Here is a 12,423-nt window from a genome sequence, read left to right as displayed (position 1 = left end):
CGAAGTAGCTGAGCTACCTCGTCTTTTTTAGTCTTTATAAGATACAATGCCAATGATGGTATCCACCGCACGCTCCATAGTCTGAAGGCTGACGTATTCAAAACGTCCATGCATGTTTTCACCACCAGCAAAGATATTTGGAGTTGGGATACCCATAAAGGAAATCTTAGAGCCATCTGTTCCACCACGAATTGGTTCAATAATTGGCGTGATACCTAAATCTTCCATAACATCCTTAGCAATGGTAACGGGTGTCATGTCTTTCTCAATGACTTCCTTCATATTGTAGTACTGGTCTGTCAGAGTCAAGCTAACGCGATCATTCCCAAGCTCTTGATTCATCTTATCAGCAATAGACTGCATAGCTGCTTTACGAGCTTCAAAGGAATCCTTTTCAAAGTCACGAATGATGTAGCTTGCACGCGCCTCCTCGACACTACCTGACACATCCATAAGATGATAGAAACCTTGGTAACCATCTGTCAGTTCAGGTCGGTCATTCTCTGGAAGTTGATTATGAAAATCAATTGCTAGCTGAAGGGCATTGACCATTTGACCCTTTGCAGTACCAGGGTGAACATTGCGCCCTTGGAAATGAAGCTCAGCAGCAGCGGCTGAGAAAGTCTCGTACTGAAGTTCTCCTAGCGGACCACCATCAACAGTATAGGCAAAGTCAACGTCAAAGTCTTCTGCATCAAACTTGTTAGCACCAACACCGATTTCTTCATCTGGTCCAAAACCAACTCGAATCTCACAGTGTTTGATTTCGGGATGAGCAGTCAGGTATTCGATAGCAGTCATAATTTCAGCAATTCCTGACTTGTCATCAGCACCTAGCAAGGTCGTTCCATCTGTTGTGATGAGTGTTTGGCCTGGATATTTCTCAAGACTCTTGAAGTCGGCCGGATCTAGTTTAAATCCAGAATCACCCAAGTCGATAACTCCACCATCGTAATTTTCGATGACTTGCGGATTAACTCCCTCAGCATTAAAGTCAGCTGTGTCCATGTGGGAGATGAAGCCAATCTTGCGTGTCAAGCTTGGATCATTAGCTGGTAAGGTACCAATAGCAAAACCATTTGGAAGGTAGTAGACGTTTTGCAGACCGACACGTTTCATTTCAGGAATAAGAACATTGGTCGCAAAATCTACCTGGCTTTGCGTACTTGGAGTAGTAGTAGAGTGTTCATCAGAACGCGTATTGACCTTAACGTAGGTCAAGAAACGATCTAAAAGGTTCGGATAAGTCATAAAAACTCCTTTAACAATCATAAAATAGAATGCAAACTTCGGAAAAAACCTTATTCTGAAAATTTCATGAATTTTGAAAAAATATAATAATTCAAATTCAATAGACTTTCAAATGAAATCTTGGGCATTTTAGAATAAAATATATGCATTGATATTTTATGAGATTTTTTATTTCTTTTTTCATTTTACCATAGAATAGTTTGAAAGACAAAGAAGAATCATACTCTTTTATTAATTAACATAATATAAAATCAATCATATTAATTGACACTGCGTGAACTTTATTGTACAATTATCTTGTAAATGTCCTAGATTGATATAGTAACAATATTAGTACATTCTAGTTAAGGAGAATAAAATGAACATTCATTTCGAGTTTAAGAAAGTTCAAATTATTGTACGCCGTTTAGTTACACTGTTAGCTATTCTCTTTTTGTGTGCTCCGATAAGTCTGTTAAATGCAGATTCTACCATAGAACCCCAGACAAGTCTTCATAAAACAATTACTCCGATATCAGGACAGGAAGACAAGTATGAGTTGTCCTTGGATATTACTTCCAAGCTTGGAACGGAGACCCAAACGGATCCCTTGGATGTTGTTTTAGTAGCAGACCTCTCAGGAAGTATGCAGAATCAGGATGTCCAATCTTTTGATGGACGGACGATCAGTCGGATTGACGCATTGAAAAATACTCTAAGAGGAACAAATGGTCGTAAGGGCTTAATTGATACCATTCTATCCAATTCTAATAACCGTTTATCTATGGTAGGATTTGGTGGGAAAATTGACAATAAAAAGAATGATCAGTATTGGGATGGAAATAAATGGAGACTTTTTAGACCATACTGGCCCTATGAACGGATGACAAAATACTATGATGGCGTTTCACCATGGGATGATGCTAACACGATTTTAGGATGGAGTAACAATGCTCGTGCTGCTAAAACAGCGGTATACAACATGAGTATTGCAGGAGGTAATTCCATTGGTACTGAGTCAGGTATTGGTACCGGGACCAATATTGGGGCTGGATTAACCTTGGCCAACCAGTTAATGGGAAGTGCAAGATCTAATGCTAAGAAAGTCGTTATTTTGCTTTCAGATGGCTTTGCGAATATGGTCTACGATGCCAATGGTTACACTATATATAACTACAATAACGAAGATCCTAATATCGAAACAGCTCCCCAGTGGTTTTGGGATAGATTAAATAATAATCTAAATAGTCTATCATATAGCTTGGCTCCAACACTTGATGGTTTCTATTCGATTAAATTTCGTTATTCAAACAATGTCGACAGTATTACCAGTCTGCAATATTATATGAGGCAACATAATGCCTCCATTCCAAATGAAATATTCTCTGCAAATGATGAAGACCAGTTACGGGACAGTTTTAAAGATATCACTGATAAGATTCTGCCACTGGGAATCCACCATGTGTCCATCAAGGATGTTCTTTCTAAGTATGTCCAGCTATTACCGAACGGATCGTCAGAGTTTCGTGTAGTGAAAGAAAAGGATGGTAGCAGTGAAATATTAACTGAAAATCAAGTAACTTTTGATACCAAAACAACCTCAGAAGGATTAGTGGAAGTTACGGCAAAATTTTCTCCGAATTATTCCTTAGAAGATGGAGCTAGATATGTCCTAAAATTCACTGTTACATCTAGTCAAGAAGCCCTGGATGCCATTGCTGGTGATAAAAAACTAGAGGCTGGTGATGCTGAGGGTTCTGATGTCAATAAACTCTACTCCAATAAAGGTGCTAGTGTCACCTATTCCTATGGAATAGGCAACTCTCAAACCAAGACCAAAGAATACTCTGACAACCCAACATTTAAGCCTTCAGATCCATTAACGGTACCAGTGGAAGTTGAATGGCAAGGTGTGACGGGTGCGAGAACTGTTATTACAGCTGATCAACCGAGTAATGTTGAACTGAAACTGGTTCAAAAGAACAAGAACGGAGGTTCTGATAATCAAGACTATCGAAAGACAAATGTGAATGTTAGTAAAAACGTATCTAATGAAACGAGGAACTTTGAAAAAGTTGCCAAAGGATATCAATACGATTTAATTGCACCCGATGTCCCAGCCTTTACCAAAGAAATAAAAAATGTTGGTACAGAATCTAACCCATCCTTTAAGGTAATCTATAAACAATTGCCAAGTCTGACGATTAAGAAAGTGTTGGAAGCTGAAAATAACTTGAACAAGGAGTTTAGGATTAAGGTAAAACTAACCTCTCCTGATTCTACTCCATTGAATGGAACTTTCGGAGAGATAACTGTTGTGAATGGTGAAGCGGAGATCCGTGTCGAAAAACGAAAGCGTTGGAAAGGTATTCTAAGCTATCTTCCTCGGGGAACCCATTACAAGGTTGAAGAAGAAGCGGCATCAACGAACGGTTACCACGTTACATATGAGAATCAAGAGGGAGATCTGAATAAAGACGAAACCAGCACTGTTACGAATCACAAGCTTCCAAGTTTATCAGTCACAAAAAAAGTTACAGGCGTATTTGCCAATCTATTAAAATCCTTCAAGATTACCATTAACATCAGGGATGCTCAGAACAGTCCACTGAATGGAACCTATACTGCAACGGTGAATAATAAAAGAACCCCTCTGCAATTTACGAATGGTCGAGCGTCTATTGATCTAAACAAAGATCAAACCATAAAAATTGATGGACTTCCACTCGATAGTCACTATACCGTAGAAGAGGAATCAAACTCTTCGCGTGGATATCAGGTATCTTATGAAAATCAAGAAGGCGAGCTAGATGGGGATAAGTCCGCGACAGTCACGAATAATAAGAATAGCGTACCTGAAACCGGAGTTGACTTCCTCAGCAGTACACTCGTGTTAGGAATAATCCTTCCTCTAGGAGGTATCTTCTTTACAATCCTACTCGGCTATCTAGTGGTACATAGGAGAAAATAATGCTACTTAAAAAGAAACATAAGAAAACAGTAACACAAGTCAATCGGGATAAGTCTCCGCCGAGTGTATGGGGAGATATCCTCTACTTAGTCAGTAAGCTTCTGATGGTTGGGTTTGTACTGGCCACCCTTTACTTTTTTGTCTTTGGACTATTGAGATACAATGACGATGGCATGAAGCCAGCCTTGAAAGATGGCGATTTGGTTGTCTACTATAGGTTGGATAAACGTTATTCGATTGGTGATCTGCTCGTCTATAGTTATAAGGGCAAGGAAAGAGTGGCGCGTGTCATAGCAACCGAAGGAAGTACGATCGATATAAACGAAAATGGTCTCATCATCAACGGTTCTCCTCAACAAGAGCAGGATATCTACAAAGAAACGCTGCTCTATAAGGAAGGGGCTACCTTCCCAATGAAAGTCCCAGCAGGACAACTCTTTGTCCTCGGAGACAATCGAACAACGGCTGTAGATAGTCGTGCTTTTGGAACCATTCCTATACAGGATACCCATGGCAAGGTGGTAACAGTCCTAAGGCGACGGGGCTTTTGATGATAATTTATGAAAAAAGAAATTTAAAAATAAAAGGAATAATCATGAAAAAAACATTTTTGAAAAAATTAGTTACTGCAAGCATTGCAGCTGTAACCGCCTTGTCGGTCTTTAGAGGAGTGCCAACATTTGCGGATGATAATGATGTGGCAACTGCCAAAGCAAATGGTGAAACAAGTGCAAAAGTTTCTATTAATAAGGTGTTGAATATTGCGGAAGGAATTACAACACCTGAAGCAACTTTTACATTTACTTTCACCCCAAAAACTGGTACATCATCAAATGGTGCACCTTATGAAACGATTGATTCTTCTAATGGTCAAATTACAGATAAAAATGTATCTTATTCTGGAACAGACGTTTTAGCAACTGGCCAAACTAACATTAAGAAAGAAACCGGCGATATTTTTAGAGAAGTGAACTATACACATGCTGGTGAATATGTCTATACTGTTGCTGAAAAACAAAATGTTGGTTGGAATGTTATTCAAAAAAATGGTTCACCTATTGATTTTATGACATATGATAATCGCAACTATGAAATGCACGTTATTGTTAAGAACAAAACTACAGGAGGAACATATATTTCTTCTGTGTATTTTAAACAAGTATCCCCAAGTGTGAATGGTAAAGTAAAACCATCTGAAAGTGGAACTACTTACAAATATGATCTTTTCACTAACATCTATCGTAAAAATGCTGGTAAAATTACAGATCCAAATGAACCAAACCCTAATAAACCAAATGTTTCAAAAGTTGACCCAAATGCTAAATCTTTAGTAATTAAAAAAGTTGTATCAGGTGCTACTGCAGATAAATCAAAAGATTTTACTTTCAAGCTTACTTTCACAAAAGCATCTACAGAAACTTCACAATCAATCACTGGTAAAATCGGTGAAACCTCAAAAACATTTGTCTATGGTCAAGAAACGACTATAACACTACGTCACGATCAATCTTTGGTGTTTGACACAATTCCTGCTGGTACTCGTTATAAATTGGTTGAAACCGGATCTCAAGGTTACACAGCTTCAGCTGCATATAAGGAGAACGGAGCATCAAAAAATCAAGCTGGTACAGTTTCTACAAATTTCACTCAAGATAGTATCCTTATTGGTGAAAAACCAAACGATAACACTATCACAAATAGCTTACCAGACGTTACCCCTACTGGTCTTTTGATTGACAACCTTCCTTTCATCTTGATGATTGGTCTTGGTTTGGCTGGATTTGTTGTTTTGTCTAAAAAACGCAGACAAGCTTAAGCAAGTGGTTTGACCGATGAAAATCAAGCGTGAGAAACCAAAAAGGAGTTTGTCTAGGCGTCTGGTCCTTGCTGTAGATGCATTGATGAATCATATCCTGCTCCTCTTGGCAGCCTTAGTCTTTCTCTTTGGTTTCTACGCCCTTTGGGATGCCAATCAGGTCTATTCTCAGGCTTCATCAAGTGAGTATGAGGCTTATAGACCTTTTAGTACCAGTGAGAAGGATGAGCTTGCTAGTTTTTCTGGCTTTCACAAGCTACAGCAAGTCAATCCAGAGGTTCTCGGTTGGATCAATGTCTATGGCACCAATATCGACTATCCCTTAGTCCAAGCCAAAGACAATGAAAAATACCTGAACAAGGATTCCAAGGGTGAATTTGCAGCTACAGGGGCTATTTTCCTTGAGGCTCGAAATGAATCCAAGTTCGAAGACTTTAATACCATCATCTACGGTCACCATGTAGAAAATGGGGTTATGTTTGGAGATGTAGCAAAGTTTTCTGATAAGGAATTTTTTGACCAGCATCGCTACGGCAGTATTTACTATAATGGTGTTGAAAAAGGTCTTGAGATCTTTGAGATGCTTGAGGTAGACGCCTATGACTTTAACATCTACGATCCAGGTATTAATGGGGATGATCGGCGTCAAGAATATATCGATCACTTACTCTCAGTTGCCATTCACAAACGAGACATTACACTGGGGCCAAATGACCATATCATCCTTCTCAGTACCTGTTTCCTAGACGTAACAAATGGGAGACATATCGTAGTTGCCAAGATTACGGATACGGTTCCAAAGAACACCTTCCATACGAAAAAATCAAAACCATTCCCTTACAGTGTCTTTGATGATTCATCGCTCGGACGATTTCTCTCATCGATTCCTTTGTGGATATGGTACATCATCTTGTTTATCTTGCTCTTGCTATTGATCTTCTTGCTCATCATCCTCTACTTGATCTTGCGTCGTAGAAGAGAAGCAAAAGAAGGAGCAGATACCATTACTGACTAAACTACTAATAAAAGAGAAAGGGACAGCCTCTCTTGCTCTTTTATTTTCAAGGCTAGAAAGGAGAAAGAAGGAAATATGAAAACAAGTACGAGTCACAAAACCATAAAGGTCATTCTATCCCTTTTTCTAGCTTTTTTCTGTCTTTTTACAGCTGATAGAGTTCTTGCGAGTGACTACGATCATTATAATCCCATTGAAAAGGATGCCAGCAGTACGGGCTTTGAAACCCTGCAGCACCTCAACAAGGATGTTTGTGGTTGGATTAGCCTTGATGGGACAAAGGTAGACTATCCCCTCTTGCAGAGTCAGGACAATGTCAAATACCTTGACCGCAATGCTTTTGGCGATTATACTGTGTCAGGTTCTATATTCCTAGACTATCGTTTTAATCCCAACTTTACTGACTTTAACACCATCATTTATGGTCACTCCATGGCTTCTGGTGCTATGTTTGGGGAGATTCAAAAATTTGCGGATCAAGATTTTTTTGAAAAGCATCGCTATGGCTCTATCTACTACAATGGTCGTGAATGTGGTCTGGAGATTTTTGGGATTTTAGAAGTAGATGCCTATGACACGGAGATTTACCGAACTTTGAGTTCCAACGATGAGGAACACCAGGCCTACTATCAATATCTGCTAAGTAAAGCCAAGTACAAGCGAGATGTCTCCTTGACCTCAACGGACAAGATTGTTTTGTTAAGCACCTGTTTCCTTAACATTACCAACGGAAGACATATCCTCTTAGCTAAAATAACGGATACGCCAGCAAAAGCAGCTCAAGATAAAAGTGGAGAAGCTGTAGGAACACGGTATTTCGATCACGGAATTCCCAGTCATTGGATTTATATCCTTGCCTTTCTCCTCCTGATTATCGTTATTTTACTCCTTGTCGTTATCATCCTAATCATGAGACGAGATAGAAAAACAAAAGAACAAAAGAAATAGTAGACGTCGGAAGCGTTTACTATTTTTTTCTTTCATGATAGAATAGATAGTGAAAATAATAACATAAGGATGATAACATGAAAAAAGCTATATTAATGATGACCTTTGGATCTCCGGAAGAGATTAGTTTTGAAGGAGTAGCAGAATTTTTTACAAACATTCGTCGTGGTGTTAGACCCCAAGACCACGAGATTCAGACTCTCTATGACAACTATGTCCTTATCGGTGGGACGCCCTTGCAGCGGATTACGCGAGAAGAGGTCGCTCTAGTTAGAGAACGATTGGGTGAGGAGTATGGGATCTACTTTGCCAACAAATTTTCTCGTCCCTTTATCCCAGACGTGATCAAGCAGATGGAAGCTGATGGTGTTGAAGAATGTATCTGCTTGATTTTGGAACCTCATTATTCTTTTTACTCAGTCATGGGGTATGAAAAGTTTCTGGAAAGTCAGAAAATCCGATTTTTAGTCATTAAGGACTGGTATCAACAACAGCCTTTGCTGGACTTCTGGACAGATGAGATTAGCAAAATTTTACGAAATCATGTGGGAGAAGAGTCTTTCAAGGTAATCTTTTCAGCCCACAGTGTTCCCATTTTTGCCTTAGACTATGGAGATCCATATATTGATCAGATTTTCGATAATAGCAAGCTCATTGCTGAACAACTCGGCCTAACAGCCGACCAGTATACCAATACTTGGCAGAGCGAAAGCGATATTGGAATTCCTTGGATCAAGCCAGATGTCTTAGAATATTTACGAGAACAAAAGCAACATCCAGAGCATTATATTTTTGTCCCGATTAGCTTTATCAGTGAACATATCGAAGTTCTTTTTGATAATGATGTGGAATGTTATGAGTTGTGTCAGGAATTAGGCGTCACCTACCATCGTCCACCTATGCCCAATACGGATAGCCGTTTAATTGACGCTTTAGTTGCTACTGTAAGAGCCAATGAAAACAAGGAATTTAAAGCTTTTCTCCCAGAAGAAGAAACCTTCGATGAGTTAGCGCCTTCAGCAACTAGCAAGGACATTATGGAGGAGACAGACGACCTTCAGATGCCAGAATTTGTCAAAAAGCTCATTGAGAAAAAAGGCCGTGAAAATGTGAAGATGCCGTACTTAATTAAGAAAATGCTCGAAAAGGCGGGGAAGTTACCAAAAGAGTAAAGAAAAAAGGATTTAGCTTTAAGCTAGATCCTTTATCTGTTTTATTTTTTCTCAAGAAGAGCTTTGATTTCTTGAAGAACTTCAAGTTCAGTTGGAGCAGCAGGTGCTTCCTCAACCACTTCCTCTTTCTTACGAAGGTTTTGAGCTTTTTCCATAGCTTTAATAACGAAGAAAAGCACAGTACCTACAACGAGAAAGTTGATAATAGCACTCAAGAATTTACCATATGTAACACCATTCCATGCAAGCTCAGCGATGTTTTGTACTTTCGCAGCTTCCAAAGCTGGGTTCAATAGAAGTGGAGTGATGATATCATTAACAAATGAAGTAACGATAGCACCAAATGCAGAGGCAATGATTACACCGACAGCAAGGTCAACGACATTACCACGAAGCAAGAATTCTTTAAGATCCTTTAACATTTTCATAAATTCCTTTCCTAATTTTCTAATTTATTATATACTAAATTGTGACAAAAAGCAACTTGAACGCTCAAAGTGGTCAGTTGTTCCCTTTAAAAATATAGATTTTACTAAAAATATAGTTTAAAATGATGATCAAAATTTGTGCTAGGATAGTTTCAATCGTATTAACCCTATCTATATTAAATTCGACAAACTGGCCAATAATATCAGGAAAGGTTGTAACAAAGATATAAGTTAAAAGAACGTCAAGACCAAGTATTGAAAGACGAGCTAAGAAAAACTTAGCCAGGCGGGTTGGCCAATTCCTTCTCTCTTGTTTAAAGACAATTGTATCATTTGTGAGAAAGGCAAAGAGAATCCCGATAATATTAGCGAGGGCAGTTGCAAGGATTTCCTGGTGGCTGATATGGTAAATAAGTAAACGAGATACAATAGAAACCAAAGTAGTAGCGCCACCGAAAAATAGGTAGGAGAGAATCTCGTTATCAAAGAAAGCTCTTATTAGTTTTTTCATGATTTTAGTATAGCATAAAGTCATATATTGTGCTATACTGGTAAGGTTGATTCAATCAACCCTTGGTGCTTAGCTTCTTTCACCAAGCATATTTTACGCGGGAAACCGCTAAAGGAGAAAACATGAAAAAATTAACTGTTCGCGACATGGCAGATATTGCTATCGTTGCTGCGATCTATGTAGTTTTGACTATTACGCCACCAATCAATGTTCTTAGTTTTGGGGCGTATCAGTTCCGTATTTCAGAAATGCTGAATTTCTTGGCATTTTATAACCCTAAATACATTTTTGGTGTGACAATTGGATGTATGATTGCTAATTTATTTAGTAGTTTTGGCCTAATAGATGTCTTTGTCGGTGGAGGTTCTACCCTAGTTTTCCTTAGTCTAGGGGTATGGCTCTTTGCAAAATACAGCAAAGATTACCTCTTTAACGGATTGATTCGAAAAGATCATTTCTTCTTTTCAATCCTCTTCTCCATTTCAATGATTACCATTGCAGCTGAACTTCATATTTTGACAGAAGCTCCCTTCTTCTTCACATGGTTCTCTACTGGAATTGGTGAGTTTGCATCACTTATCGTAGGAGCGATTTTGATTGGTAAACTAGGACAGCGAATCGATCTAACAAAATAAGAAGTTTATAAGCTAGATTATTGCTAAATCTAGCTTTTTTTCATTCCATAAAATTAAAAGAGAGCGCTTGACAAGAACATAGAACTATAGTATACTTTTTAGGTAAGCTGATTTAGCTCAGTTGGCAGAGCGCATCCATGGTAAGGATGAGGTCGCCGGTTCAATCCCGGCAATTAGCATTAAATAGATAGAAAAACCCTTATTTACAAGGGTTTTTGTTATGTCTGCCCCAAATTTTTCAAAGATATTTCTTATGCACCTGTATAAATGAAGCAAAGCGTTTTGGCTGTTGACAAAAGTGACTCTATCTAGTAGAATAGTAGATGCGATGAGTCGATAGGTAGTCTTCGGACTGCTATTGAGCATAAGGAGGTCATAACGCAGGAGCGGACCTTGATGAGTTGTGTGAACCTGCTCATCACATGAAGATGCCTCTTAGTCCCTGGTCAATGACTAGGGATTTTTAGTTTTCAGAAAATATAACCCCAAAATGCTTTTCAATTTCTGGAAAAAGTAGTATAATACATCTATTATAGAAATTTTTAGAAAATTCCGAAAGAGGTTATTTATGGGATATACAGTTGCTGTAGTCGGCGCGACAGGTGCTGTCGGAGCTCAGATGATAAAAATGTTGGAAGAATCAACACTTCCAATCGATAAAATTCGTTACCTTGCTTCTGTACGTTCAGCAGGCAAGACTTTGAAATTTAAGGACCAAGATATTACGATTGAAGAAACGACTGAGACAGCTTTTGAGGGTGTTGATATTGCACTCTTCTCAGCAGGTGGATCGACATCAGCTAAGTATGCACCATACGCAGTTCAAGCTGGAGCGGTAGTAGTAGATAACACATCTTATTTCCGTCAAAATCCAGACGTACCATTGGTTGTCCCAGAGGTCAATGCTCACGCACTTGATGCCCACAACGGAATCATTGCCTGCCCTAACTGTTCAACAATCCAAATGATGGTGGCTCTTGAGCCTGTTCGTCAAAAATGGGGCTTGGACCGTATCATCGTTTCAACTTACCAAGCGGTCTCAGGTGCTGGTATGGGAGCCATCCTTGAAACACAACGTGAACTTCGTGAAGTCTTGAATGACGGTGTGAATCCGCGTGATTTGCGTGCGGAAATCTTACCTTCAGGTGGTGACAAGAAACACTATCCTATCGCCTTTAACGCTCTTCCACAAATCGATGTCTTTACTGACAATGATTACACTTATGAAGAGATGAAGATGACTAAGGAAACGAAGAAAATCATGGAAGATGATAGCATCGCAGTGTCTGCAACCTGTGTGCGTATTCCAGTCTTGTCAGCTCACTCTGAGTCAGTTTATATCGAAACAAAAGAAGTGGCTCCAATCGAAGAAGTGAAAGCATCTATCGCAGCCTTCCCAGGTGCTGTTCTTGAAGATGACGTAGCGCATCAAATCTATCCGCAAGCTATCAATGCTGTTGGTTCACGTGATACCTTTGTTGGTCGTATCCGTAAAGACTTGGATGCTGAAAAAGGAATCCACATGTGGGTTGTTTCAGATAACCTTCTCAAAGGTGCTGCTTGGAACTCAGTTCAAATCGCAGAAACTCTTCACGAACGTGGATTGGTTCGTCCAACAGCTGAGTTGAAATTTGAATTAAAATAGTCATATCGTTTAGGAGTTCAGATGAACTCCTTCTTTGAAATAGAGAGGTATT

At 39.1% G+C, this 12,423-nt stretch carries 11 protein-coding genes, 1 tRNA gene and 1 riboswitch; of the genes, 9 read left to right on the top strand and 3 right to left on the bottom strand.

Annotation, left to right across the window (positions count from 1 at the left end):
- Nucleotides 1-27: 27 nt before the first annotated feature.
- Nucleotides 28-1,251: a peptidase T gene (gene pepT, locus MK395_RS03715; protein ID WP_049518625.1), complete on the bottom strand. Its 1,224-nt coding sequence runs from the start codon at nucleotides 1,249-1,251 to the stop codon at nucleotides 28-30.
- Between the two features lie 358 nt (nucleotides 1,252-1,609).
- Between pepT and pitA the strand changes: the two genes are divergently transcribed.
- The 6 genes from pitA to hemH all read left to right on the top strand — a co-directional run bounded on the left by pitA (nucleotide 1,610) and on the right by hemH (nucleotide 9,152).
- Nucleotides 1,610-4,201 carry a PI-2 pilus tip adhesin PitA gene (gene pitA / locus MK395_RS03710; protein WP_268711301.1) on the top strand — a complete coding sequence of 864 codons (2,592 nt, stop codon included), beginning with the start codon at nucleotides 1,610-1,612 and terminating at the stop codon, nucleotides 4,199-4,201.
- Nucleotides 4,201-4,752 (top strand): PI-2 pilus system signal peptidase SipA, encoded by a 552-nt coding sequence (gene sipA / locus MK395_RS03705; RefSeq protein WP_000924790.1) that lies wholly within the window; start codon nucleotides 4,201-4,203, stop codon nucleotides 4,750-4,752. Before pitA ends, sipA begins: the two co-directional genes overlap by 1 nt.
- On the top strand, nucleotides 4,752-6,017 hold the full coding sequence (locus MK395_RS03700) for a DUF7601 domain-containing protein (protein WP_312023146.1): 1,266 nt from the start codon (nucleotides 4,752-4,754) through the stop codon (nucleotides 6,015-6,017). The genes sipA and MK395_RS03700 overlap by 1 nt, the downstream gene beginning before the upstream one ends.
- Nucleotides 6,018-6,033: 16 nt before the next feature.
- Complete coding sequence (srtB, locus tag MK395_RS03695) at nucleotides 6,034-7,032, top strand: class B sortase (RefSeq protein ID WP_268711300.1); 999 nt, start codon at nucleotides 6,034-6,036, stop codon at nucleotides 7,030-7,032.
- A 75-nt stretch (nucleotides 7,033-7,107) separates the two neighbouring features.
- Nucleotides 7,108-7,980 carry a class B sortase gene (gene srtB / locus MK395_RS03690; protein ID WP_096407300.1) on the top strand — a complete coding sequence of 291 codons (873 nt, stop codon included), beginning with the start codon at nucleotides 7,108-7,110 and terminating at the stop codon, nucleotides 7,978-7,980.
- 77 nt (nucleotides 7,981-8,057) lie between these two features.
- Nucleotides 8,058-9,152 (top strand): ferrochelatase, encoded by a 1,095-nt coding sequence (gene hemH / locus MK395_RS03685; RefSeq protein WP_268711299.1) that lies wholly within the window; start codon nucleotides 8,058-8,060, stop codon nucleotides 9,150-9,152.
- Between the two features lie 41 nt (nucleotides 9,153-9,193).
- Here the strand turns inward: hemH and mscL are convergent, their stop codons facing one another.
- Nucleotides 9,194-9,574, bottom strand: a complete 381-nt coding sequence (gene mscL / locus MK395_RS03680; RefSeq protein WP_000910206.1) for a large conductance mechanosensitive channel protein MscL — start codon at nucleotides 9,572-9,574, stop codon at nucleotides 9,194-9,196.
- Between the two features lie 79 nt (nucleotides 9,575-9,653).
- The gene (locus MK395_RS03675; protein WP_268711298.1) at nucleotides 9,654-10,091 is read right to left on the bottom strand and encodes a GtrA family protein; all 438 of its coding nucleotides are present in this window, start codon (nucleotides 10,089-10,091) and stop codon (nucleotides 9,654-9,656) included.
- Between the two features lie 28 nt (nucleotides 10,092-10,119).
- Nucleotides 10,120-10,216, top strand: a riboswitch (PreQ1 riboswitch).
- Between MK395_RS03675 and MK395_RS03670 the strand changes: the two genes are divergently transcribed.
- From MK395_RS03670 to MK395_RS03660, 3 genes are all read left to right on the top strand, one after another.
- The gene (locus MK395_RS03670; RefSeq protein WP_000737301.1) at nucleotides 10,214-10,726 is read left to right on the top strand and encodes a QueT transporter family protein; all 513 of its coding nucleotides are present in this window, start codon (nucleotides 10,214-10,216) and stop codon (nucleotides 10,724-10,726) included. Its footprint overlaps the riboswitch before it by 3 nt.
- A gap of 106 nt (nucleotides 10,727-10,832) precedes the next feature.
- Nucleotides 10,833-10,905: transfer RNA gene (locus MK395_RS03665), tRNA-Thr, on the top strand.
- Nucleotides 10,906-11,294: 389 nt separating this feature from the next.
- Nucleotides 11,295-12,371 carry an aspartate-semialdehyde dehydrogenase gene (locus MK395_RS03660; RefSeq protein WP_268711297.1) on the top strand — a complete coding sequence of 359 codons (1,077 nt, stop codon included), beginning with the start codon at nucleotides 11,295-11,297 and terminating at the stop codon, nucleotides 12,369-12,371.
- The last annotated feature ends 52 nt before the right edge of the window (nucleotides 12,372-12,423 follow it).

It is taken from the genome of Streptococcus oralis (assembly GCF_026782085.1).
Taxonomy (GTDB): domain Bacteria; phylum Bacillota; class Bacilli; order Lactobacillales; family Streptococcaceae; genus Streptococcus; species Streptococcus oralis_DA.
Note: the sequence above shows the minus strand (reverse complement) of the source record. Positions and strands in the feature narration are given on the sequence as shown.

Bases quoted from the DNA above. Each gene is read 5' to 3' on its own strand.
- pepT (WP_049518625.1), bottom strand. From the start codon at position 1,251: ATGACTTATCCGAACCTTTTAGATCGTTTCTTGACCTACGTTAAGGTC.
- pitA (WP_268711301.1), top strand. From the start codon at position 1,610: ATGAACATTCATTTCGAGTTTAAGAAAGTTCAAATTATTGTACGCCGT.
- sipA (WP_000924790.1), top strand. From the start codon at position 4,201: ATGCTACTTAAAAAGAAACATAAGAAAACAGTAACACAAGTCAATCGG.
- MK395_RS03700 (WP_312023146.1), top strand. From the start codon at position 4,752: ATGATAATTTATGAAAAAAGAAATTTAAAAATAAAAGGAATAATCATG.
- srtB (WP_268711300.1), top strand. From the start codon at position 6,034: ATGAAAATCAAGCGTGAGAAACCAAAAAGGAGTTTGTCTAGGCGTCTG.
- srtB (WP_096407300.1), top strand. From the start codon at position 7,108: ATGAAAACAAGTACGAGTCACAAAACCATAAAGGTCATTCTATCCCTT.
- hemH (WP_268711299.1), top strand. From the start codon at position 8,058: ATGAAAAAAGCTATATTAATGATGACCTTTGGATCTCCGGAAGAGATT.
- mscL (WP_000910206.1), bottom strand. From the start codon at position 9,574: ATGTTAAAGGATCTTAAAGAATTCTTGCTTCGTGGTAATGTCGTTGAC.
- MK395_RS03675 (WP_268711298.1), bottom strand. From the start codon at position 10,091: ATGAAAAAACTAATAAGAGCTTTCTTTGATAACGAGATTCTCTCCTAC.
- MK395_RS03670 (WP_000737301.1), top strand. From the start codon at position 10,214: ATGAAAAAATTAACTGTTCGCGACATGGCAGATATTGCTATCGTTGCT.
- MK395_RS03660 (WP_268711297.1), top strand. From the start codon at position 11,295: ATGGGATATACAGTTGCTGTAGTCGGCGCGACAGGTGCTGTCGGAGCT.